Here is a 24,130-nt window from a genome sequence, read left to right on the forward strand (position 1 = left end):
TTATATATTGTTATTGAGCGATTAAATTAGCTGGTTTGAACTCCGCCATAGGGTCGCTCAACTTAGATTTATCCAACTTCTCTCCGCCTTTTATAAATTTTGTTCCGTAGACATAGGCTTTTGCATTATTTACTGCATCAACAGCTAAAAGTGTATCACCTTTAAAATACCATACGGAAAAACAGTTTTCCTTATCAGCTTCTTTCCTGACCAGCACTTCATCATAGCCTTGAGAAAGTCCCACCATCTGTAATTTTACATCATACTGATCAGACCAAAACCAGGGTAATGCATCATATGCGCAATCTTTACCTATTACGGCCGCAGCGGCAATCTTTGCTTGATCCACCGCATTTTGTACGGATTCTAAACGAATATGTCTGTTATAATGTGGATTATGATGAAAAGTACAATCCCCAATAGCATAAATATTTTCATCGCTGGTTTGAGATTTCTCATTAACCAAAATGCCGTTCTCTATGGTCAAACCTGCCTTTTCGGCTAATTCTTTATTCACATGAATACCAACGCCAACTATAACCATATCAGCTTCATATCGGGTTTCATCCGAACATATGACGGTATTACTTTCTCCGTTATTTTCTATGGAAACTACGTTCTTTTCGGTGAGGACGGCAACACCATTATCGGCATGAAGTTTTTGAAAAAATTCGGACATTTCCGGTGCCGTAACTCTGGCAAGTATACGAGACTCCCGCTCTAGAACCGTTACATCCGCACCTAATTTTTTTAGTGATGCAGCAGTTTCTAAACCAATATAGCCTCCACCAATAACTACCACCTTAAGACCTTCGTTAGCTGTAACGGTGTTTCGGATATTAGATACATCTGCAGCCGATCGTAAAGGGAACAGATTATTTGCTGTATCCAACCCTGGAATTGGTGGCATTATAGGACGTGCTCCAGTGGCAATTACAAGTTTATCATATCCTAGCGATGTTCCATCAGCTAAAACAACCTTCTTATTTTCACGGTCAATAGCGTCTACCCAAACACCCAGTTTAAGATTTATATTCTCTTTGACATAACTCTCTTCAGACTTCAGCAGGTTTTTCTCAATGCTATCTGCACTGGTCAAATATGCTTTGGACAATGGAGGCCTGTGGTAAGGCAAAGTAGGATCAATATCTATCATGGTAATTGTACCCTCCCAGCCTTCTCTGCGCAAAGCAAATGCAAAATTCACTCCTGCATGGCTGGCACCTATTACTACACAATTTTGATTGTTTGTTGTACTTTCGGACATTATGTTTTATTTGGCTACTTTCAACACAACCCCATCAATAGCATCGGTAATATCTATTTGGCAGCATAAACGGCTATATTCATCTGCATTATCATCCAACTCTAGCATATCTGTCTCAATTTCGCTTGCGCTTCCTGTTTTCTCCATGTCTTCTGGAGCTACATGAACGTGGCAAGTAGCACAAGAGCAAACTCCCCCACAATCGCCATCTATTCCTGGCACTCCATTATCTACAGCTAAAGCCATTACCGAACCTGAAGTTCCTTCCAAAATTATTGTTTCATCGTCGTTGGTTATAAAAGTGATTTTTGCCATGGCTTCTATTTTGTTAAAGGATTGAATTTCATATTAATACTGTGGAAACCCACTTTACGTTTAAAGTGATGTAAATCTTCTATATTTTCTTCGTAATCGAGTATTTCAAACGAGCCTATTTTTTCAGCTAAAGTCTGAAGTAATATTTTCATGATCTGTCTTGCATGAGTAGCACCCAAACAGTTATGGTGACTAAAACCAAAACCAACATGCGGATTGATTTTACGATCCATTACAATCTCATTAGGATTTTCAAAAACAGCGGCATCCCTATTGGCAGAGGCCCAACATAAGGATACCCTAGTATCTGCCTTGGCAGCATGCTCACAAACAAAAGTATCTTCTGTAACGACACGCCCCATCTGGGTAAGCGGAGAAAAATACCGAATCATCTCTTCTACGGTCTTACCGGTAATTTCCGGTTCTTTACGCAAACGCTCTAAAGATTCAGGGTTTTCAGCTAAATACGCTATGGCATTTGTGACCGCGTTTATTACCGTATCTCTTCCTCCTGCAAAAGTCAGTACCATTACACCTTTTACTTCTTCTTTGGTTAACTTTCTACCTTCAAATTCAGAGTCCAAAAGCACTGAGTACATATCGTCCGTTGGGCTTTTGGCTGCACGGTCTATTTGTGCATCTATATAATCGTATAGGATATTCGCCTTATCCCCATCTAATGCTTCGCCTTCACTTCTAAATACATGTGTTCCCCAAGAAATCCACTTTTCAGATTCATCAAAAGGAGTGTTCAGTAATAAGGTTAAAGCCCGCGATTGTAATCGCAATGCAAAATCGGTCACTACTTCAACCGAGTCTTCTTGAATTACTTCATCTACTATTTTACCTATTTGATCCATTAATTTTTCCTGATATTCCTGTTGTAAGGGTCTTTTGAACCAGGGCTCTACTATTGACCTATACTCTTTATGAACTGGTGGATCTACTTCAAAAGGAATTTGACGCGTATCACGAATATTTACCTCTGAAGGAATAACAATACGTCCCGGAGCTGCACCAGACTGAAAAGTTTTATAATTATGCGCTGTTTTACGAACGTCTTTATGACGCAAGAGCATAGTTACCGGATCATCTTGATCATTCATTTCTCCGTAACCTTTTGATTCTCTTGCTTTTTCAAACGGGTCTGGAAATTCACTTTTTTTCATATAAGCGGTATTAGTTATAGGATCGACTTTCTGTGGAAATACAAAAATCAATATTTCGAAATCACTATCAGTTGCCTTTTTTAGCAAATAAGTACCTTATTCTGTTACCTGTTATCAATTTTGTCGTATTTTCAAACAAAATAAACTATACCAAAAAATTCTTATTTTTAATTTAGTAATAGAATGAAACCTGTATTAGAGCCCATACACTTAGACGAGCAGCGTACGATTACAAGCTTTTATCATTCTAAAAAAGATTTTGAAACGCCTTGGCATTTTCACCCTCAACATGAGCTTACGTATATAGAAGAAAGCGTGGGTACTAAATTCGTGGGTGATTATGTTGGCCCGTACCAACCGGGCGAATTGGTTTTATTACGTTCAAATCTACCACATTGCTGGAAAAACAACACCAATCTAGAAGGGCTATCAAAATCCATTGTGATTCAGTGGAATATTGGTGTTTTCCCTAAAGTACCAGAACTAGCTTCTTTATTTCACATGCTCAGGACCTCTTCTAGAGGGCTCTTATTCAACAAAGAAGAAACCGCTCCTCTTTTGTCGCGTTTAAAAAAATGTCCGGAATTAGAAGCACACGACTTATATATTGAATTACTTACCATTTTAGTGAAATTATCCAGTTGTAGTTATAAAACGTTGTCCGGAGCTAGCTTTACGGAAGACCTACCTTCTGAATATGGGAGTAGAATGGCACAAATTCATGATTTTGTAGGATTGAATTATGGTCGTAAAATTTACCTTAAAGAAGTAGCCGATTTGGTTAATATGTCCGAGCAATCCTTTTCAAGGTTTTTCACCAAAATGATGGGTCGTCCTTTCTTTACTTTTTTGAATGAATTCCGTATAAATATCTCGGCAAGAATGCTTCTTGACACACATGATTCCGTCTCTCATATTGCATTTGCTTGTGGCTATGAATCGCTCCCATTTTTTCACAGGCAATTCAAGAAATTCATGGGCTCTTCTCCTCTTACTTATCAAAAAAAATACGCAAAAGCCTAAAAAACTGCACTTTACAAACTCCTCAAAAACTGTACAAACCAAATAAATAACCATTTGTTGTAGTTATTTGAACAATTCGCTCTTTCCGTTCTGGTATTAAATTGCACCTTAGCAACTCAGTAATAGCAAGGTATTTCGATATAACTAACCAATCTACAAATGATTCTAATGAATAGAATTTTAACACTTATATTGACCGGTGCAGTTATTGCATCCTGCGGTTCAAAGACAGAAAAGAAAAAAGAAGAAGCATTAGCCCAGGAAACTACGGCCAAGTACGAACCGAATTGGGAATCCATTAAAGAAAATTATAAAGACCCAGAGTGGTTTAACGATAGTAAGTTTGGTATTTTTATTCACTGGGGCGCCTATGCTGTACCTGCGTATGGGTCTGAATGGTATCCACGCCAGATGTATATGGATACTGCCACTTTTAGTGCTCAATTAACACCAGGTCAAAAAGGACCTAACGCCACATACCTTCATCATAAAAAAACATACGGAGACCAAAAAGAATTTGGGTATAAGGATTTCATTCCTATGTTCAAGGCCGAAAAATTTGATGCCAAAGAATGGATTGGTATTTTTAAGAAATCAGGTGCTAAATATGTGATACCTGTTGCAGATCATCATGATGGTTTTGCTATGTACAAATCCAACACTACGCGTTGGAATTCAGTAGACATGGGTCCTAAACGCGATGTTTTAGGTGAACTATTTAAAGAAGGCCGTGCACAAGGTATGATTATGGGTGCATCTTCTCATTATGCTTTTAACTGGTCTTTCTACAATAAAAAGGACAAGTTTGATACTACAAATCCTGAGTATGCAGATTTGTATTCCCCTAAAGGAAAAGACCTTAAAGAACCGGTTTCCGAAGAATTCAAAAAAATGTGGTGGGATAGAACGGTAGACCTTATTGATAACTACCAACCAGATATCCTTTGGTTTGATTTCTATCTAGATATTCCAGATTATAAAGAGTACCGTCCTAAAATTGCCGCTTACTACTATAACAAAGGTTTGGAATGGGGCAAAGAAGTTGTAATTAACGATAAGAATTTTGACCACGAGGCTTTCCCGGAAGGCACGGTCATCTATGATTTGGAACGAGGCAAGCTTCCTGGAATTCGCAAACTGCCTTGGCAGACGGATACTTCTATCGGAAAAAATTCATGGTGCTATGTTACCAACTGGGAATCCAGAACTGCTAATAGTTTGGTCGATGATTTAGTTGATATTGTATCTAAAAACGGAAACCTTTTACTTAATGTAGGCCCAAAAGCAGATGGTACCATCCCAGAAGACCAGAAAGAAATATTATTCCAAATTGGAGATTGGTTGAATACAAATGGTGAAGCTATTTATGATACGGAATACTGGAGCACTTTTGGCGAAGGCCCTACCGAAGTTAAGAAAGGCCACCATAGTGAGGGCCAGAACAAAGGTTTTACCGGTCAAGATATTCGCTTTACCAAAAAAGGAGATAAACTTTATGCCATTATGATGGAATGGCCAGAAGGTAATAAAGTAGACATTAAATCTCTTGGGAAAGCCAATGAATATGGTAAAGACCTAAATATCAAAAGTGTAAAATTACTAGGTAGTGATGCTAAAATTTCATTTGATGTGAAAGATGATGCGCTTTCAATTTCTGACTTAGGAAACAAGTCTGGAGATTTTGCACACGTGCTTGAAATATCCTTATAGTATCGAAATAAAGAAGTTAGTTGTGTTAGTTTTTTTTAATTTAGGAGTGCACCTTAAAGGTGCACTCTTTTTCAATACTACATAAAAACCAATAGGGGTGCAACCTTTATGCTGGATAGTATTTAAAAGAACTGACTCGTTTTAGTATAAATGTGACCAAAAACAGATTAAACACATGAAATATATTGTATGCGAAAAACCGGGAGAGTTCATTCTTAAAGAAAAAGAAGAACCAACAAGAAAACCCGGCGAAGCTATATTAAAAGTAAAGAAGGTAGGTATTTGCGGAACGGATTTACATGCATACGCAGGTAATCAAGCCTTTTTTACCTACCCAAGAATTCTTGGTCACGAATTGGCCACCCAAGTAGTTGAAATAGATGAGAATCCTCAAGGAATCAAAGCGGGAGATAATGTTGTAGTTATGCCCTATGTAAGTTGTGGTACTTGTATAGCTTGTAGAAATGGCAAAACCAACTGTTGTACGAGCATTAAAGTTTTAGGTGTTCACACAGATGGTGGTATGCAAGAAAAAATTACGGTTCCCACCGATTTACTTATCCCTGCACAACAATTAACGGATGACCAAATGGCTGTTGTTGAGCCTTTGGCCATTGGTGCGCACGCTATACGTCGTGCAAATGTTCAACCCGGTGAAACCGTTGTTGTGGTTGGTTGTGGACCTATTGGAATTGGCATCATGAAACTGGCACAAATTACAGGCGCAAAAGTAATTGCAATCGATATGAACCAACAGCGTTTAGATTATGCCAAGAATGATATTGGTGTTGACTATGTGGTTTTAGGCGGGAAAGATGCCTTAGACCAAGTTTCAGAAATTACCAATGGTGATTTAGCTACTGCGGTTTTTGACGCAACAGGTCATAAAGGAGCCCTTGAAGCAGGTCCTGATTACATGTCCCACGGTGGTAGATATGTATTAGTTGGTCTTTCAAAAGGCGAACTGGTATTTATACATCCTAAAATCCATGCGAAGGAAACAACTATTATGTGCAGTAGAAATGCGACCTTAGAGGATTTTGAACATGTAATTTCTGTTTTGGAAAAAGGCGAATTCCCTATCGATTCTTTTATAACTCATAATGTTTCCTATACAGAAATGATAGCCAATTTTGATGGTTGGTTAGATTCGGCAAACGGAGTTATTAAGGCTACTGTTGATTTTGAGTAAACCAACGTTCATCAACCCTATAATTAAGCACAGACAAAAGTAAAGAACACTATGTCAAAGCAATTTTTGCAAATACACCCAGAAGATAATGTTCTGGCAGCCCTTACAGATATTTCTAAAGGTTCTGAAATTACACATAACCATGACAGCTTTCCGTTAACGGTTAACGTTAAGGCCAAACATAAGTTTACAACTGCCAACCTCAATGTTGGCGATAGCATTATTATGTACGGCTCATTGGTAGGCAAGGCTACAAAACCTATTGCCAAAGGCGAAACCATTACTACCGAAAATGTTGTGCATGCTTCTTCTGAATATGCTGTTAGTCAAGAAAAACTGAGCTGGACGGCACCGGATGTCAGCAAGTGGAAAGATGTTACCTTCAACGGATATCATAGAGCAGACGGAAGTGTGGGAACAGCCAATCATTGGCTGGTGATTCCTTTGGTTTTCTGTGAGAATAGAAATGTAGATGTAATGAAGTCTGCATTACTAGAAGCACTGGGTTACCACACCACTACCGATTTTGTAGTTGATACTGAAGTTCTTGTAAATCAATATAAAAACGGAGCTTCTGAAAATGACCTTCTTTCTTCGGACATTATTAAAACACCCGAAGAAATAAAACAGAATCGGACCTTCCCGAATGTTGATGGTATCAAATTTTTGAACCATGACGGCGGTTGTGGCGGTATTCGTCAAGACTCAGAAACACTTTGTAATCTTTTGGCAGGGTACATTACCCACCCCAATACGGCAGGTGCTACCATTTTAAGTTTGGGTTGCCAAAATGCACAATTCAAATTATTAGAAGCCGCCATCGCTAAGCTCGACCCTAATTTTAAAAAACCACTTCAAATACTAGAACAACAAAAGAGTTCTAGTGAACGTCAGTTTATAGAAGAAGCGGTTAAAAAGACTTTTGTTGGGTTAATAGAAGCCAATAAAACGGAAAGAAAACCAGCTCCGCTTACCAAACTTGTTTTAGGTCTAGAATGTGGTGGTTCAGATGGTTTTTCAGGAATATCTGCAAATCCATCTTTAGGTTATGCCTCTGATTTGTTGGTTGGTTTAGGTGCTACTACTGTGCTTTCAGAATTTCCGGAACTGAATGGTGTGGAACAAGAACTCATCAACCGTTGTGAAACGAAAGAAAACGCAACCAAGTTTGCCAAATTAATGCGTGCTTATTCAGACAAGGCGGTTTCTGTTGGCTCTGGTTTTGAAAATAATCCATCCCCCGGGAACATTAAAGACGGACTTATTACCGACGCTATGAAGTCTGCCGGTGCAGCAAAAAAAGGCGGTACAAGTCCTGTTACAGATGTACTGGATTACACAGAGCCCGTTAGAAAAAAAGGCCTCAACCTTTTATGTACTCCTGGTAATGACGTAGAAAGTACTACTGGTCTTGCCGGATCAGGTTGTAACGTAATCTGTTTTACAACAGGATTAGGTACACCTACCGGGAACCCTATTGCTCCGGTCATTAAACTATCCAGCAACAACACGCTTAGTAGTCGCATGAAAGACATTATAGATTTTAATACCGGAACGGTAATTACGGGAGAAGATACTATTGAAACAAAAGGTGAAGAGTTATTGGAATACATTATTAAAGTAGCAAGCGGAGAAATCATTCCTGCAGCGGTAAAACTAGGCCAAGAAGACTTTATTCCCTGGAAACGGGGCATATCGCTTTAAGTATCTCAACTAAATTTTAACTCAACAAACAGCTAATTAATGCAAATTTTAAATCATACTACCATACCAAATAGAGTGCAACGGCCATTGAAGGTTATGCAATTTGGCGGTGGAAACTTTTTACGTGCTTTTGTAGATTGGATGGTACACGTACTCAACCAAGAAACAAATTTTAATGGCGATATAGCCATTATAAAACCTACTGCTGGAGGTGATTATGCTGAATTAAAATCTCAAGACGGGCTTTTTACCGTTGTTCTTGATGGCATAAAAAACGGAAAGTTAGTTGCCGAAAAAACATTGATTACTGAAGTACAGGAGATAATTCACTCCTATAACGAATGGGCCGCTTATCTAAAATTGGCCGAAAACGAAGACTTACGTTTTATCGTTTCAAATACAACCGAGGCCGGAATTAAATTCAATGCCGAAGACAAATTTGATGTTAACCCACCAAAAGAATTTCCTGCGAAATTAACGGTTTGGCTTTACCATCGTTACAAGCATTTTAAAGCAGACCCTTCAAAAGGATGCATATTACTTCCTTGTGAATTAATTGAAGACAACGGAGCTGCTTTGAAAAAAGCAGTTTTACAATATGCTGATCACTGGGGACTTGAAGATGGTTTTAAGAATTGGGTCAATACATCTAATCATTTTTGCAGCACATTGGTAGACCGTATTGTTTCTGGTTATCCTTCTGATCGTGCAAAAGAAATTGAGCAAGAACTGGATTATAAAGATGACCTTTTAGTTGCTGGTGAATACTATCACAGTTGGGTAATCCAAGCTAATGAAACCGTACAAAAAGAACTTCCGTTTGCTCAAACAAACCTTAACGCAGAATTCGTAGATGACCTTGCCCCGTACCGTGAGATGAAAGTTCGCATTCTGAACGGTGCTCATACTTCTATGGTTCCTGTTGGATATTTGGCAGGCATTCGTTTTGTAAAAGAGGCGATGGAAAATGAAGAAGTAAGTAATTTTGTGGAAAGTCTTCTTTTAGAAGAAGCAGCAAAAACACTGGATTTTCCTGATGACGTAAAAAACAAATTCGTTGCAGATGTTCTTGACCGTTTTCGCAATCCACTTTTGAAACATCAACTTATCAGCATCTCTTTAAATAGCACTTCTAAATTTGTTGCTCGTTTATTACCTACCCTAAAGGATTACTACAACGCACAAGGTAAGCTCCCAAAACGTATTGTTTTTGGACTTTCGGCTATGCTCCGTTTTTATAAAGGCGAGTTTGACGGTGAAAATATTGCTCTTAATGATGATAAGTCCGTACTGGATTTCTTTACATCAGAATGGCATAAAGTAGACGATGGCACTTCTAGTTTAGCTGCTTTTGTAAATAATATCCTTAAAAACACCACTATTTGGGGTGAAGATTTAACCCAAATTGACGGCTTAACAAATAGTGTAGCCAAGAACATTGAAAATATTGAAGCAGATGGAGTTGCTGTCTGCTTAAAAAACTTATAATCCAATCCGGTTTTAAAAATTAAAAAATGACAATAGATAGCCACCAACATTTTTGGCATTACGAACCAATTAAACATTCTTGGCTCGATGAGAGCATGTCCGTCATTCGGAAAGATTTTCTTCCGGAAGACTTACAACAAGTGTATCAAAAAAATCAGATAGATGGTTGTGTTGCCGTGCAAGCGGACCAAACTCTTGAGGAAACCGATTTTTTATTGGATTTGGCTAAAAAGAATTCCTTTATAAAAGGTGTTGTGGGCTGGGCAGACCTTAGAGCAGATAATATTGATTCTATTTTAAAAAAATACAGCTCCGATAAAAATCTAAAAGGGTGGCGACATGTGGTTCAAGATGAAACTGATCCTAATTTCTTACTTCGCCCTAACTTTTTAAGGGGAATCAGTTTACTGGAAAAATACAATCACACGTATGACATTTTAGTTTTCCCCCATCAATTGGGATCTGTGTTAGAGTTCGTTAAAAGATTTCCAAATCAAAAATTTGTCATAGACCATATTGCCAAACCCTTTATAAAAGAAGGTTTTTATGAGGGTTGGGCCGTATTAATGAAAGAAATAGGCAAACATGAAAATGTATATTGTAAACTTTCTGGAATGATTACGGAGGCTGATTACAATACGTGGACGGCAGAACAATTACACCCATACATGAGCTTAACACTTGAAGCCTTTGGCGCAGAGCGGACTATGTTCGGTTCAGATTGGCCTGTGTGCCTGGTAGCTGGAAATTATGGGCAAGTAAAGGGTCTTGTTACCAAGTTCATTTCAACTCTTTCCAGCCAAGATCAAGATATGATTATGGGCAAGAATGCAAAGGAATTCTATAGTTTATAAACCAAAATTGTTCGGTAATACTGCGTGTTTCACTGCCGGTAAATACCCGTTACAATATTTAAAATAAGAGAACCAAATGGATTTAAATTTAAAAGGAAAAGTAGTCGTAATTAGCGGAGCTGCCGGAAAGGAAGGAAGTATAGGAGAAACCATCCTACAACGTTTAGCAGAAGAAGGTGCTATACCAGCTGTCATTGATCGTAACGCCCGTGGTTTTGGTTACGTTGAGGCTATTCAGAAAAAAGGCATCGATGCAATCTTTTGCCAGACCGATGTAACCAATCCTGACCAGATTGAAAGTGCCGTAAAAACAATTGCCAAAAAATATGGCCGTATAGACGTAGTCATAAATAACGTTGGTGTTAATGATGGTGTTGGTCTGGATGCTAGCTACGAGGAGTTTATGGATTCTCTTAAACTGAATATGGTGAGCTATTTTCTTATTGTAAAACATGCACTACCCTTCCTTATAAAATCAAAAGGAAACATTTTGAACATTGGTTCCAAAGTGGCCTTAACCGGGCAAGGCAGAACCTCAGGTTATGCTGCTTCTAAAGGTGGTGTTTTAGGTCTTACGCGTGAGTGGGCCGTAGACTTAATTAAACATGACATTCGTTCTAACGCAATTATAATTGCCGAAAGTTGGACGCCATCTTACGACACATGGATTAGAACATTGCCAAATGGGGAAGAAAAACTACAGTCTATTGTAAAGAAAATTCCTTTGGAAAATAGAATGACCAGTACGAATGAAATAGCGGATACTTGTTTATTCACTATTTCGGATAGGTCTTCGCATACTACTGGTCAGTTTATTTTTGTAGACGGCGGATATGTACATCTGGACCGTTCTTTATTGACTGAAGATTAAAACCGACCCACTTTAAAATAAACCAATGACAAAAAACACCAAAATACCTGTAGTACCAACGAACTTGCTGGTACCCTTCATAGCTGCAACCTCTATTTTTGCGCTTTGGGGTTTTGCCAACGATTTGACCAATCCAATGGTTTCTGCCTTTAAAAAAGTAATGATTCTCTCTAATGAAGAAGCTTACAACGTACAGTTCGCATTTTATTTCGGGTATGGTGTAATGGCGATTCCCGCCGCATTGTTCATTCGTAAATTCAGTTATAAATCAGGATTATTGCTTGGTTTGGCACTCTATGCATTAGGTGCCATTCTATTTTATCCTGCAGCTGAAAACGGTTCTTACACCTATTTTCTAATCTCCCTTTTTGTAATCACTTGTGGTTTGGGTTTTTTGGAAACTACTTCCAATCCCTTAATTCTTTCCATGGGAGACAAGGAAACAGCTACACAGAGATTGAATTTGGCGCAATCCTTCAACCCAATTGGCTCACTAACAGGTATGCTTATTGCCAAATTTGTAGTATTGGACAGAATACTCTCAGCAGATTATGCAGATAGTTCTGAAATTGTAGCACTCGGAGCAGAAAAAGCCGCAGAGATAAAGGCTTTTGATTTAAATATTATAAGCGGTCCCTACATTGCAGTAGGTGTTTTTGTAGCCTTAGTATTCTTGGTTATTTGGAAAACTAAAATACCGGCCATGGTCATGGGAGACCATTTATCCATTAAAGAATCTTTAGACCGTATTTTTAAGAGCAAAACTTTTGTACTGGGTGTAGTAGCGCAAATGTTCTATGTAGGTGCTCAGATTATGTGCTGGACAGCCATTTTTCAATTGGTAGAATATTTAAACGAATCACAAAATTTAGGAGTAGATGCTACCTGGTGGAACATTACTGCCATGGTATCTTTTGTTGTTACCCGCTTTATTGGTACGGCATTGATGAAAAAAATAAATCCCGCTAAAATGTTAGCCTATTTTGGTCTGGCCGCTGCACTAATGTGTGCTGGTATCATAATGACCTCTGGCATACTAAGCTTGGTGTTTTTAGTATTTGTTTCTGTATTCATGTCCATCATGTTCCCTACTATCTACGGTCTTGCACTTAAGGATATGGGTGAAGAAGCCAAACTGGCTTCATCCGGACTTATTATGGCCATTGTAGGAGGTGCTTTTTTACCAAAGCTACAAGCTAGTATAATGGATTTTGGAGATACCGTAAACGGACAAGAAGTTTTTGGCGACAAAATAGCAGGAAACATTACAGAAATTCATTTTTCGTTCTTGTTGCCTATGATATGTCTTCTTTTTGTTGCATTTTACGGCATGTACGCTTATAAAGTAACCAAAACTAAAATTGCTTAATACCATGCAAACAAAAAGATATTGTTACTCTTGTGATCTTAAAGACGATCCTAAACTTATTGCTGAATACAAAGAATACCATGCTGCCGGTAACGCCAGACCAGCTATAACTAAAAGCATTAAAGATGCCGGTATTGTAGATATGCAGATTTTCCTGACCGGAAACCGCATGTTTATGATTATGGAAGTTGATGAAACATTTGATGCGAAAAGAAAAGCTGATATGGATGCCAGCAACCCAGCTGTACAAGAATGGGAGCAGCTGATGTGGAAGTACCAACAAGGTCTTCCTTGGGCTAAAAATGGAGAAAAATGGATTGAATTAGAGCGTATTTTTAAACTCTAATACCATTTTTATATAAATTAAAAGGAGCCTAGTTAAAGTTTTAACTAGGCTCCTTTTTTTTGGGTAACGTTACTTACTTAATCTTCCCAATGTTCGTCTATAACTTTTTGAATGTGTGGATATTTTTCATCTGTCTCATTCAAATCTTTACGGAGTTTCAATAATTCCTTCTTCAATTCGGCTATAGTTTCTGCATACTCAGGATCAGCATATGCATTGTTCATTTCCTTAGGGTCTTTCTTTAAATCATAAAACTCCCACGCTGCAGGTGTATCCGTATCAAAATCATTACCCCAGTTTTCTTTATCCCATTTTGCATTTGGATCACTCGTGTCAACATAGTACTTTCCATAGAAAAAGATAAGCTTGTGATCTTTGGTGCGCACTCCAAAGTGAGCTGGATTTTGATGACGGTGTGCCATGTGCATCCAATACCTGTAGTAAGTGGACTTCTGCCAATCTGCCGGCTCCTCGCCTGTTTCTAGGATTGCTTTAAAGCTTTTTCCTTGCATATAATCAGGCGTGCTTCCGCCAGCCAATTCAATAAGCGTAGGTGCAAAATCTGTATTATTGATTATAGCATCGGTGCGGGTTCCTGCTTTTATTTTTTCAGGGTAACGAACAAAGAAAGGCATTCGCATAGATTCTTCATACATCCATCTTTTATCAATAAAATCATGTTCACCAAGCATAAAACCTTGATCTCCGGTATAAACAATTATAGTATTGTCCATAAGACCTGCAGCCTCTAAATAACCCATCAAACGTTTTACGTTATCATCAACACCTTTTACACAACGTAAATATTTCTTTACATAATCTTGGTATACTTTACTGGTATATTTTTTTTCTTCATCATCCATCTCCCACTTCACATACTCTTCAGGGCGAATTTTATCCGCATCACGGTAAGCGCGGTGGATTGAGCTATCTACATAAATGTTCATTGCCTGGTTACGAATCAAGTTTCTGTGCGATACAGATGAACCTATTATTCTCGTTAAAGAATCGTTATTACCACGTGTGGCAATAGAACCGTTGTTTCCTCTTTCGTACAAACTTTCTGGTTCTGGAATAAAGGTATCTTCCAAATACTCTTCGTAACGAGGAGCATTTTCAAAATCATCATGAGGTGCTTTAAACTGATGCACTAAAAAGAAAGGTTTGTTAGGGTCTCTTTCGTTCTTTAACCAATCCAAAGAAATATCGGTAACCATGTCAGAAGAATGTCCTTTTGTTTCTACCGTATTCTTTGGCCATGGCTTATCACCACGAACCCTGAACTCAGGATCAAAATATTTTCCTTGACCAGGTAAAACCTTGTAATAGTCAAAAGCTGCAGGCTCTTCCTTTAGGTGCCATTTACCAACAACAGCGGTTTGGTAACCTAATTTTTTCATTTCAATTGGAAGAAACTGGCGAGCTGGTTCAATACGACCATCCAAATCTAAAACTCCGTTTAATTGGGAGTTCTGACCCGTAATAATCGCTGCGCGACTAGGTGTACAGATTGAATTACTTACGAAGCAATTGTCAAAGATGATACCTTCCATGGCAATCTTATCCAATGTTGGTGTAGGGTTCAATTTTGCCAACCGGCTACCATAGATTCCAAAACCTTGGGTAGTATGGTCATCGGCCATAATGTAAATGATATTCGGTTTTTTTTCGGTGATTACCGCCTTCTCTTCTTTACAAGAAGAAAACACAATAAGCAACAAAAGAGCATACAGTACATTGTTCTTTTTGTAGCGCATTTAACTTTTGAATTATGTTAATAAGAGTTTGATCAAAGTCGTAGACTTTAGTCTGAAAATTACGCATATTAAAAAGAGAGGAATAAAAGAAATGATCAATTATTGGCAACAAATGTCTTTAATTAAGCTTCCAAAATCTGATTAATTATAAAGCTTCAGTAGTTACACCCTTTCTAATTTAATAGGCGCTGTTCTGTTAGCGTTCCATTGGCATACGTAAAGATTCTTATCCTCATCAACAAAAACATCGTGCCCGTGGTTAAAAACAGCATTTTTGGACTGATACATTTGCTGAAGTTTACCATTTTTATATTCTGGGGCATCTCCTCCAGGGTTAGAAACTACTTTGTTCTCGCCGTCCATAATGGTTACAAAACCAGAATCGTTAAAACGGTTACCCTGTTTGTTCTCTGACCAACATACACCTGCATATACGTTATCATCATCTAGAACCGGTCTACAAACATAAGCTCCTGGCAATTCTACGGTTTTAATAAACTTACCATCTAAAGTGAAAAATTTAAAGCTTTTATCTGAACGTGAAGTAACAATTAAAACTGGATTTTGTTTGTCTCGGTAATCTACCGCTACACCGTGAGCGTTATGTAAATTGTAATTTTTATCACTGTTATCGTGACCACCCCATTTACGAATAAACTCTCCTTTATGATTAAATTGAAGAATAAAGTCAGAACCATAACCATCAGCAACATAGATATCCCCATTAGGACCTATTGCTGTTTCTGTGGGCAAATATTCTTGCTCTTGGGTATAAACACCAATGGTATGTGGATCAGGTAAATTGAATAAAAGTCGCCCATCAACGGTGGTCTTACTTACAATACCGGCTTGTTTACTCCATTTACCAGTACGGTCTACAAACCACCCGCAGTCCACAACGTATAACATGTCCTCACCACCTTCATCATGAAGTGTAAGCCCGTGCCCTCCAGGATAACGTGTACCCCAATAATCAAGTAATTTTCCAGATTTATCAAAAACTAAAATATTGTTATCCGTATGGTCTCCTAACATAATAAGCCTCCCCTTACTGTCCATCTGCATTTCGTGACAGTTTAATATAGGGTTATGAGCTACTGACATTTTCGCCCAGTCTTTAACCACTTTATACTTAAAATCACCATGACCTATAATTTGTTCTTCCATTACACTTTTCTTCAAAATATTAAAACCGAAAGATGATGCAGTTGACAAAGCAGCAGCGCCTAAGACAGATTTTTTAAGAAAACTTCTTCTTTTGGTCATACGATACTAATTATTATAATTGGTAAATTACTATGAAAGTTAATATATAGTAGGTAAATCTAGGTCAATAAATCTTTCACCACATGCCCATGAACATCAGTAAGACGATAACGCCTACCTTGGTGTTTAAAAGTTAACCTCTCATGATCAACGCCAAATAAATGCATAAGGGTGGCATGAAAATCATGAACATGAACAGGGTCCTTGGTTACATTGTAACTAAAATCATCTGTTGCTCCGTATGTAAAACCAGGCTTCACTCCTGCTCCTGCCATCCACATGGTAAATGCTTTTGGGTGATGATCACGTCCGTAATTCTCACTGGTCAACTGGCCTTGAGAATAAACGGTACGTCCAAATTCTCCTCCCCAAACCACAAGCGTATCTTCAAACATACCTCTTTGCTTTAAATCCTTTATTAAAGCTGCAGTTGCTTGATCTGTTTTTTTAGATTGACTTTTTACACCTCCGGGGCAGTAGTTGTGCTGATCCCAGCCTTGGTGATAGAGCTGTACAAATTTCACTCCTTTTTCGAGTAATTTTCTTGCCATTAAACAGTTGGCGGCATAGGTACCCGGATCTCTACTATCTTCTCCGTACATATCAAAAATATATTCGGGCTCGTTGGTCAAATCGGTTACTTCAGGTATAGAAGTTTGCATTTTGAATGCCATTTCGTATTGAGACATTCTAGATTGAATTTCAGGATCACCATAGGCATCGGTTTGTAATTCATTTAAATGTTTTAAGTAATCTAGCATATCCCTTCTATCATTACCATCGTAATTTTCAGGATCACTCAAATATAGTACAGGGTCTTTTCCTGATCTAAATTGAACGCCTTGGTGCTCTGTTGGTAAAAATCCATTACCCCATAGACTAGCTTTTAACGGCTGTCCTTTACCATTTTTAGAAACCAGTGCAATAAAGGTCGGTAAGTTTTCATTATCCGAACCTAAACCATAACTTAACCATGAGCCTATTGCAGGTCTTCCGGGTAATTGATTGCCCGTTTGCATAAACGTAATCGCGGGCGTGTGGTTAATTTGGTCCGTTTGCATACTTTTTATAAAACACAAATCGTCTACAACCTCAGATAAATAAGGCATGGCATCACTTACCCAAGCACGAGATTCTCCATATTGATTAAATTTAAAAGTAGATGGTGCTATAGGCAGCGTACTTTGACTACCACTCATACCCGTAAGTCTTTGACCACTTATAACGGACGGAGGCAATTCTTGACCGAACATATCACTCAGCTTCGGTTTGTAATCAAACAAATCCATCTGAGAGGGTCCTCCACTTTGGAAAAGGTAGATTATTCTTTTGGCCTTTGGTGCATGGTGAGGCAATCCTAATCGGTTTTTATTATACACCTTTAGAATTTCTTCTTCCGTACTTTCTTTACCAATACCTGCAAAGGCTTTCTCGGCACCTAATAAACTGCCCAAAGCCATGGCTCCAATACCAAGTGACGTTTGTTTAAGGAAATGCCGTCTATTTAACTGTTTCTCGATTTTTTGAAAATCGGGATTCGTAGAGGTCAATTTGCTATGTTCGTGATTATTACACATACGTTCTTTTGTTAGCTGTTAACAATTTATCTTTTGGTGATACTGGCATCGGCATTCATGATGGTGCTTGCAACTACCGCATTGGCAGCTATTGATGCTTTATCATCTGTCTCGGAAATTTTGAAAGCTCCGGTTTGCAACCAACCTTTGGTTTTTTCAATATTTTGTTTGAATTTCTGATATTCAGTGCTTTGTAATTCTGAAAGTACCTCTAGCTCTTTATCCGTTATATTTCTGCCCGCCAGTTTCTTAAAGGTCATAGCTATACCTGTGCGTACATCTTTAGCCTCGGTTATTTGTTTTCCCAAAACCCTGGAAGCTTCTATATAAGTTGGGTCGTTCAATATGACTAGCGCCTGTAACGGTGTATTTGTTTTTTGTCTTCTACTGGTGCATAAATCTCTAGTAGGCGCATCAAAAGTTGAAATTGTAGGATTGGGAACGGTACGTTTCCAAATGGTATACATACTTCTTCTGTAAAGACCTTCTTCTCCATCTTGAACATAGGTGCCTCCATTCACTTTCCATAAACCATCTGGTTGGTATGGTCTAACACTTTCCCCTCCTATGGTTTCGTTTAATAATCCTGAAGCGTATAGTGCATTATCTCTTAACATTTCTCCAGACAAACGTGTTGAGGGCCCTCTAGCCAACCATTTGTTTTCTTTGTCAAATTTCAGAAGTTCATCACTAATGACTGAACTTTGCTGATAGGTACTGGACAACATTATAGTCTTATGTAACGCCTTCACATCCCATCCTGATTCTATAAATTGAATTGCCAACCAGTCCAGTAACTTAGGATGACTAGGCATCTCGCCTTGGTTTCCAAAATCTTCCGAAGTCACTACCAGCCCTCTTCCGAAGAGATTTTGCCAATATCTATTAACGGCTACCCTAGCAGTTAACGGGTTATCTTTATCTGTTATCCATTTAGCCAGTCCTAACCTATTTTTAGGCAGACCATCATCCATTGGAAATATTTCTGTTGGCACATTTGGAAATACAGAATCTGTTGGAGAGTCATAATTACCCCTATCCAAAATATAGGTCTGTCTAGGCGTCTTACGCTCTTTCATAACCATAATCTGCTTCATTGGCTCCACACTATCTACCAAAACCTTACGATTTTTCTCTAAAGTCGCTATAGCCTCATTATAGTTTGAGGACTTTTTAATCATATAGTATTTAGTGAGCTGTTCTTTTTCCTTATCACTAAGCGTTTCTTTGGATTTCGCCACTAACTCTTTAAGCTTATCCGTAGCACTTATTTGCATTACTTCAATGTCGCTTAACTCATTGTCAAAGACCAAAAGATCATCAACAATAGCATTACCTATTCCCTTTCCTCTCCATATGGCACCTATTCTAAGACCTGGCTCTACGGTTCCTTTATAAATAGGATCTCTCATTTTATTAAAAACAATATCCTTGTATAGATTATCAAAAGAAGTTTTTGTTTCTAACTTATCGCCATCCATATAGATACCAATTCCATTAGCCTTGGAAGAGCCATCATACGTAAGTGTAACCTGTACCCATTTTTCTTTTGGAATTTCCTTGACCGACTCCACAACCATTGAATTATCTGGCCAAACATGAGCAAACAATGCCTCTAATTTATTCTCTTTTATTTTTAAATGATACCCTCTAAAGCTATGTAATTCAGGACCTTGCATTTTATGAAAGATAACCCCCTCTTCCAGGTCATTTGGAATAAACACCTTTATAGAAATGCTAAAAGGTTCGTTACGTTTATAGACACCAATTTTATCTAAGTCCAACCAAGTGTCCCCATCCATAAAGAGCCCTTTACCCGAGGCTCCTTCTTTGTAAATAGCTTTCTCATTATCCACAAATTGCTGACGCATGCGAATATCATTTTTACCATTTCCATTTGCGGAATTCACTAGATTTTGATTGTCAAAATCCAAAGAAGCAACCAAACCTCTTGGTCTATTTTTTACAGGAATCTTTTGAAACATATTACTGGACAACCACTGTTCAAAATTTTCGTTTTCAGCTTTTACAGTATGCGCTAATCTCTCTTCCGATTCTTCCACAATCTTTTCAAGATAAGCTAGCACTCCTTCCTGTTCTTTAGTTGGCAATAACATGGCTGGAACAGGTGTTGCCAAATCCCAAGGAATTAATCCAGTCTCATCTACATTGTTAAAAAAACCGTACATCTCAAAATAGTTCTTTTGAGAAATAGGGTCATATTTATGATCATGACATTTAGCACAGGCATAAGATAATCCAAGCATACCTTGACTTACTGTAGCAGTTCTGTCCGCAACATATTCTGACCTGAACTCTTCGTCTATAATTCCGCCTTCTAAATTTTGAGGGTGTAATCTATTAAAGGTGGTTGCTAACTTTTGTTCCGTTGTTGCATTTTCAAATAAATCACCCGCCAATTGCCATGTAATAAATTCATCATAGGGCATATTTTTATTGAAGGCTTCAATTACCCAATCTCTCCACGGCGAAGTATCTCTATACCTATCATTACTATAACCGTGGGTATCTGCATAACGGGAGACATCCATCCAATCTAAAGTCATTTGTTCTCCATAATGAGATGAAGCTAGCAAACGGTCAATTTGCTTCTCAAAAGCATTTTCCGAGTTGTCTTTTACAAAGGATTTCATCTCATCCAAAGTAGGTGGCAAACCTGTTAAGTCTATAGAGGCACGTCTTAATAACAATTCCTTATCCGCTCTTTTAGATGGAGAAATCCCTTTCTCTTCCAAATTGGCCAAAACAAAATTATCTATAGTATTATTTACTAAATCCGTTTGTTTCACTTTTGGAATATCATGCTTCTCCGGTTTTAGAAATGCCCAATGATCTTTGTATTCCGCCCCTTGTTCTATCCATTTTACTAACATGGCCTTTTCATTGGGGGACAAATTTAAATGCGATGCAGGTGCCGGCATTATAATTTCCGGGTCGTCCGTCAGTATACGTCTTACAACCTCACTATTTCCAGGATTACCTGGGTCTATTGAAAATAGCCCAGGCGTATTGGTAGACTCCGCATACGCTAACTCAGGATCATGTAACTGCAGCCCACCTTTAATTTTAGCCTTATCCGGCCCATGGCAAATAAAACATTTATCTGACAATATGGGTTTGACATGTTGGTTAAAATCTACTTTTTCCGGAAGCTTCTCATAAGCGAGTTCAACATCTTCAGGAAGGTCTGGACCTCCGCATGAAAACAGCACTAATGCTAAAGAAAAAACGAGATAGTTTGTTGATTTGAACATTATTTATGACAAAATTTATGTTTTCCACAAACTTAAATCATTTGTATTGTCGATTTCTTGTATAAATCAGGCTATGCGTTGTACATATCCGACATTTTATTAACCGCAGCATGTAAGATGTTAAAATTATAATTCTTTCAAATACGCCTGAAAACCTATTATTATCGGCTTTATTCATATCTTTAGTACTTTGATCAAGAGTATATAAAATCCGATAAAATACATATTCCTTATGAACAAGATATTGCAATCATTGAAGCTTACTTTTCTTCATGGTGGCTACTCTAAGCTAAATTCTGAGTGGGATTATGACAATGTTATCAGTCCTTTTTCCCGATTATATTTAGTGACCAAGGGCACTGCCAAGATGTATCACAGTTATGAAGAATTTGATCTTGAGCCGGACCACATCTATCTTGTTCCCAGTTTTACCTATAGCCGCTATCAATGTGATGATCATTTAGAGCTATATTATATTCATTTCATAGAAGAATTAGGAGATAGGCTTTCTATTTACGATGTTAAAGATTTTAGATATGATATTGAGGCCAATGACAATCATTTCAGTTATTTCAAGAACATTATTCAACTTCATCCAAAGCGCTACTTAGTAGATGATGATCCTAAAATTTATGATAACCAAAAGTTTTTAGTTGAAACTGAAAAGAAAAATGATTTGTTATCTGCTAAATCTTTCATAGAAACCCAAGGGCTTCTCCAGCTCTTATTTGCATCTTTTGTGCAAAATAGCAAAAGCTCAAAATTGAATATCAGAAGTGATTTTCACGAAGTCCTTAACTACATAAAAGGACATTTACACGAACAACTTACCGTTGCTGATCTTGCGAAGTATTTTAACCTAAGTGCCGACCATTTCTCTCGGGTTTTTCAACAAAAATTTGGAATTAGGCCAAGTAAATATATTCAGACCATACGAATTGAACGTTCAGAAACACTTTTACTTACCACCAATAATACTTTAGCAGAAATAGCCGAAAAAACAGGGTTAGGTACGGTATCTTATCTTTCAAGATTGTTCAAATTAAAAAATGGAATAACCCCGGGAGCCTTTCGTAAAAAGAGACCCGGAGGTTAATTCTTATTAGTTTCTATTCTTTTTACTTTTTTTCGATCTCTATGTAGTAAGCAGGAAATTTGACACCATCGTTTGTGAAGAAATCACTATGAAGCTCATAACTACCCTTGTTTAATTTTCCATCTAGCGAGACATATGACTTATTCTCTTCAATATTTTCTTTTAATAACGTATCACCCAGTTTTACTTCTGCAGTTTTAAAAACGAGACTTCTACCAACAGGCAATTCGTCTACAGAAAAAGATCTCGCAATTTCATCTGCCGCAGCATTAAGAGATAAGTCTGATTCTGGTGGGTATCTATAAAGTTTGAATTGATAATTCCCATCCTCAACAATGTTTACACTATAAAACCCATTTGGCCCAAATTCCCCTTTTCGAATTAGAACTTGGTTCCATGGTATATTATCATTGGTGTGCATATCATGAACCGTTATCATTACCGGATTCGCTTTTGGATTGCCCAAAGGAATTTCTGCATATTTCATTTCCGGTTCTATACTCGTCCACCATTGATCATAGAATGCTTGCATTTTTTGAACTATCTCCGGGTGTTGACTAGCGATATCATTTTTCTGACCCGGATCATCAATAATATTATACAACTCCGTACCATCTATTAGGCGCCATTCGGTATTCATTACACAACTGTTTTTCCCTTTTATAGGCCACTGGTCGCGCTGTGTATCAATAACCAACATACGTTCTTCACTTTTAGACTGCTCCAATATAACTGAAGTCATATCGGCCCCATCCAACGGTTTTTCTGAACTAAAAGGAACCCCTGCCATTTTGGTCAGTGTTGGCAGTAAATCTACATTTGCCACCAACTCATTACTAACTACACCTTTTTTAATATCGCCATCTGGCCAACTAATGAAAAACGGAACCTTATGTCCGCCATCATAATGACTTCCCTTAGTGCCACGCAAACCGGCGTTATACCCTGAAATACTACCATCCTTATTCTTTTTAATACCTGCGGCAGTACCATTATCCGTAGTAAAGATGATTATGGTATTATCAAATAATTTTTCATCTTTTAAAAAAGAAATCAGCTTTCCAAAATTCTCGTCAATATTGGTGATCATACCATAAAACCGTTTTTGTACATCTGTCAAAGGTGCATCTTCGTACATCTTGGCATATTCTTCCGGCACATTAAAAGGTGAGTGTGCTGCATTAAGCGGTAAGTACAAGAAAAAAGGTTCCTCTTTGGTACGTTGCACATACTTAATTGCCTCATCAAACCATACATCAGTAGCGTAGCCTGATACTTTTTCCGGTTCGCCATTTCTAAAATAAGTGTCGTCAAAATAGGTGTTGTTCCAATAATCAGGTGTCTGCTGTACGCCGCCCCCACCGTTATAAAGTGTTTCTTGAAAACCTCTATCAAAAGGTCTATAAGGATAATTATCTCCTAAATGCCACTTACCGAACATCGCCGTTTTATAGCCACCTTCTTCAAAAACCTGAGCTATAGTTTTTTCATCCTCCAATAATATGGAACAACCCCCTATGGTGTGCCATGCATTATTTCTATTGCCATTACGTCCTGTCATAAGACCAGCACGGCTAGGCGCACAAGTTGTACCCACGTGAAAGTTCGTAAGTTCCAAGGATTCCTTTCCAAAAGAGGTTAAGTTAGGTGTTTTAATATACTCGTTACCGTGAGAAGCTAAATCTCCATATCCTTGGTCATCCGTAAAAACTATGATGACATTAGGCTTGTCATCATCTGTTTCTAAAGTTGTTGCCTTTTCTGTTTCCGCTTTCTTTTGTTGTCCGCATGAGACATTTGCCATTAGACCCGCTATAAGGCAGAATTTGATAAATAGATTTCTTTTCATTG

General features: G+C 38.0%; 18 protein-coding genes. 10 read left to right on the forward strand and 8 right to left on the reverse strand.

What is annotated here, in order from left to right; genetic code table 11:
* Window positions 1-10: 10 nt before the first annotated feature.
* The 3 genes from IWB64_RS18290 to IWB64_RS18300 are packed head-to-tail and all read right to left on the reverse strand — an operon-like array spanning window position 11 to window position 2,751.
* The gene (locus IWB64_RS18290) at window positions 11-1,267 is read right to left on the reverse strand and encodes an NAD(P)/FAD-dependent oxidoreductase (RefSeq protein ID WP_194535383.1); all 1,257 of its coding nucleotides are present in this window, start codon (window positions 1,265-1,267) and stop codon (window positions 11-13) included.
* A gap of 6 nt (window positions 1,268-1,273) precedes the next feature.
* Window positions 1,274-1,582 carry a 2Fe-2S iron-sulfur cluster-binding protein gene (locus IWB64_RS18295; protein WP_194535384.1) on the reverse strand — a complete coding sequence of 103 codons (309 nt, stop codon included), beginning with the start codon at window positions 1,580-1,582 and terminating at the stop codon, window positions 1,274-1,276.
* Window positions 1,583-1,587: 5 nt separating this feature from the next.
* Entirely contained in the window at window positions 1,588-2,751 is a 1,164-nt protein-coding gene (locus tag IWB64_RS18300; RefSeq protein ID WP_194535385.1) for a cytochrome P450, read from the reverse strand.
* Between the two features lie 183 nt (window positions 2,752-2,934).
* Here IWB64_RS18300 and IWB64_RS18305 point away from each other — a divergent pair, with 183 nt between their 5' ends.
* The 9 genes from IWB64_RS18305 to IWB64_RS18345 all read left to right on the forward strand — a co-directional run bounded on the left by IWB64_RS18305 (window position 2,935) and on the right by IWB64_RS18345 (window position 13,308).
* Complete coding sequence (locus IWB64_RS18305) at window positions 2,935-3,774, forward strand: AraC family transcriptional regulator (RefSeq protein WP_194535386.1); 840 nt, start codon at window positions 2,935-2,937, stop codon at window positions 3,772-3,774.
* A 168-nt stretch (window positions 3,775-3,942) separates the two neighbouring features.
* On the forward strand, window positions 3,943-5,484 hold the full coding sequence (locus IWB64_RS18310) for an alpha-L-fucosidase (RefSeq protein ID WP_394370088.1): 1,542 nt from the start codon (window positions 3,943-3,945) through the stop codon (window positions 5,482-5,484).
* Between the two features lie 175 nt (window positions 5,485-5,659).
* The gene (locus IWB64_RS18315; RefSeq protein WP_194535388.1) at window positions 5,660-6,676 is read left to right on the forward strand and encodes a zinc-binding alcohol dehydrogenase family protein; all 1,017 of its coding nucleotides are present in this window, start codon (window positions 5,660-5,662) and stop codon (window positions 6,674-6,676) included.
* A 51-nt stretch (window positions 6,677-6,727) separates the two neighbouring features.
* Entirely contained in the window at window positions 6,728-8,380 is a 1,653-nt protein-coding gene (locus IWB64_RS18320; protein WP_194535389.1) for a UxaA family hydrolase, read from the forward strand.
* 39 nt (window positions 8,381-8,419) lie between these two features.
* Window positions 8,420-9,868, forward strand: coding sequence for a tagaturonate reductase (locus IWB64_RS18325; protein ID WP_194535390.1), 1,449 nt, complete (start codon window positions 8,420-8,422; stop codon window positions 9,866-9,868).
* Between the two features lie 26 nt (window positions 9,869-9,894).
* Window positions 9,895-10,722, forward strand: a complete 828-nt coding sequence (locus tag IWB64_RS18330; protein WP_194535391.1) for an amidohydrolase family protein — start codon at window positions 9,895-9,897, stop codon at window positions 10,720-10,722.
* A gap of 76 nt (window positions 10,723-10,798) precedes the next feature.
* Window positions 10,799-11,593, forward strand: coding sequence for an SDR family oxidoreductase (locus tag IWB64_RS18335; RefSeq protein ID WP_194535392.1), 795 nt, complete (start codon window positions 10,799-10,801; stop codon window positions 11,591-11,593).
* 25 nt (window positions 11,594-11,618) lie between these two features.
* Entirely contained in the window at window positions 11,619-12,962 is a 1,344-nt protein-coding gene (gene fucP, locus IWB64_RS18340) for an L-fucose:H+ symporter permease (RefSeq protein ID WP_194535393.1), read from the forward strand.
* Between the two features lie 4 nt (window positions 12,963-12,966).
* Window positions 12,967-13,308: an L-rhamnose mutarotase gene (locus IWB64_RS18345; protein WP_155595960.1), complete on the forward strand. Its 342-nt coding sequence runs from the start codon at window positions 12,967-12,969 to the stop codon at window positions 13,306-13,308.
* A gap of 77 nt (window positions 13,309-13,385) precedes the next feature.
* Here IWB64_RS18345 and IWB64_RS18350 read toward each other — a convergent pair whose 3' ends face one another.
* From IWB64_RS18350 to IWB64_RS18365, 4 genes are all read right to left on the reverse strand, one after another.
* Window positions 13,386-15,065 (reverse strand): sulfatase family protein, encoded by a 1,680-nt coding sequence (locus IWB64_RS18350; protein WP_194535394.1) that lies wholly within the window; start codon window positions 15,063-15,065, stop codon window positions 13,386-13,388.
* 162 nt (window positions 15,066-15,227) lie between these two features.
* Window positions 15,228-16,331 (reverse strand): NHL repeat-containing protein, encoded by a 1,104-nt coding sequence (locus tag IWB64_RS18355; RefSeq protein ID WP_194535395.1) that lies wholly within the window; start codon window positions 16,329-16,331, stop codon window positions 15,228-15,230.
* Between the two features lie 59 nt (window positions 16,332-16,390).
* The gene (locus IWB64_RS18360) at window positions 16,391-17,908 is read right to left on the reverse strand and encodes a DUF1501 domain-containing protein (protein WP_194535396.1); all 1,518 of its coding nucleotides are present in this window, start codon (window positions 17,906-17,908) and stop codon (window positions 16,391-16,393) included.
* 26 nt (window positions 17,909-17,934) lie between these two features.
* Window positions 17,935-21,183 carry a DUF1553 domain-containing protein gene (locus IWB64_RS18365; protein WP_194535397.1) on the reverse strand — a complete coding sequence of 1,083 codons (3,249 nt, stop codon included), beginning with the start codon at window positions 21,181-21,183 and terminating at the stop codon, window positions 17,935-17,937.
* Between the two features lie 232 nt (window positions 21,184-21,415).
* On the opposite strand from IWB64_RS18365, the gene IWB64_RS18370 reads away from it, so the two are divergent.
* Window positions 21,416-22,279 carry an AraC family transcriptional regulator gene (locus IWB64_RS18370; protein ID WP_194535398.1) on the forward strand — a complete coding sequence of 288 codons (864 nt, stop codon included), beginning with the start codon at window positions 21,416-21,418 and terminating at the stop codon, window positions 22,277-22,279.
* Window positions 22,280-22,301: 22 nt separating this feature from the next.
* Here the strand turns inward: IWB64_RS18370 and IWB64_RS18375 are convergent, their stop codons facing one another.
* Complete coding sequence (locus tag IWB64_RS18375; protein WP_194535399.1) at window positions 22,302-24,128, reverse strand: arylsulfatase; 1,827 nt, start codon at window positions 24,126-24,128, stop codon at window positions 22,302-22,304.
* Window positions 24,129-24,130 lie beyond the last annotated feature (2 nt).

The sequence above is a fragment of the Zobellia nedashkovskayae genome, assembly GCF_015330125.1.
GTDB lineage: Bacteria > Bacteroidota > Bacteroidia > Flavobacteriales > Flavobacteriaceae > Zobellia > Zobellia nedashkovskayae.

Excerpts from the sequence above, each read along its gene's own strand:
- fucP (WP_194535393.1), top strand. The coding sequence starts at position 11,619 with ATGACAAAAAACACCAAAATACCTGTAGTACCAACGAACTTGCTGGTA.
- IWB64_RS18375 (WP_194535399.1), bottom strand. The coding sequence starts at position 24,128 with ATGAAAAGAAATCTATTTATCAAATTCTGCCTTATAGCGGGTCTAATG.
- IWB64_RS18370 (WP_194535398.1), top strand. The coding sequence starts at position 21,416 with ATGAACAAGATATTGCAATCATTGAAGCTTACTTTTCTTCATGGTGGC.
- IWB64_RS18315 (WP_194535388.1), top strand. The coding sequence starts at position 5,660 with ATGAAATATATTGTATGCGAAAAACCGGGAGAGTTCATTCTTAAAGAA.
- IWB64_RS18355 (WP_194535395.1), bottom strand. The coding sequence starts at position 16,331 with ATGACCAAAAGAAGAAGTTTTCTTAAAAAATCTGTCTTAGGCGCTGCT.
- IWB64_RS18365 (WP_194535397.1), bottom strand. The coding sequence starts at position 21,183 with ATGTTCAAATCAACAAACTATCTCGTTTTTTCTTTAGCATTAGTGCTG.
- IWB64_RS18345 (WP_155595960.1), top strand. The coding sequence starts at position 12,967 with ATGCAAACAAAAAGATATTGTTACTCTTGTGATCTTAAAGACGATCCT.
- IWB64_RS18335 (WP_194535392.1), top strand. The coding sequence starts at position 10,799 with ATGGATTTAAATTTAAAAGGAAAAGTAGTCGTAATTAGCGGAGCTGCC.
- IWB64_RS18320 (WP_194535389.1), top strand. The coding sequence starts at position 6,728 with ATGTCAAAGCAATTTTTGCAAATACACCCAGAAGATAATGTTCTGGCA.
- IWB64_RS18330 (WP_194535391.1), top strand. The coding sequence starts at position 9,895 with ATGACAATAGATAGCCACCAACATTTTTGGCATTACGAACCAATTAAA.
- IWB64_RS18350 (WP_194535394.1), bottom strand. The coding sequence starts at position 15,065 with ATGCGCTACAAAAAGAACAATGTACTGTATGCTCTTTTGTTGCTTATT.
- IWB64_RS18300 (WP_194535385.1), bottom strand. The coding sequence starts at position 2,751 with ATGAAAAAAAGTGAATTTCCAGACCCGTTTGAAAAAGCAAGAGAATCA.
- IWB64_RS18310 (WP_394370088.1), top strand. The coding sequence starts at position 3,943 with ATGAATAGAATTTTAACACTTATATTGACCGGTGCAGTTATTGCATCC.
- IWB64_RS18360 (WP_194535396.1), bottom strand. The coding sequence starts at position 17,908 with ATGTGTAATAATCACGAACATAGCAAATTGACCTCTACGAATCCCGAT.
- IWB64_RS18325 (WP_194535390.1), top strand. The coding sequence starts at position 8,420 with ATGCAAATTTTAAATCATACTACCATACCAAATAGAGTGCAACGGCCA.
- IWB64_RS18290 (WP_194535383.1), bottom strand. The coding sequence starts at position 1,267 with ATGTCCGAAAGTACAACAAACAATCAAAATTGTGTAGTAATAGGTGCC.
- IWB64_RS18295 (WP_194535384.1), bottom strand. The coding sequence starts at position 1,582 with ATGGCAAAAATCACTTTTATAACCAACGACGATGAAACAATAATTTTG.
- IWB64_RS18305 (WP_194535386.1), top strand. The coding sequence starts at position 2,935 with ATGAAACCTGTATTAGAGCCCATACACTTAGACGAGCAGCGTACGATT.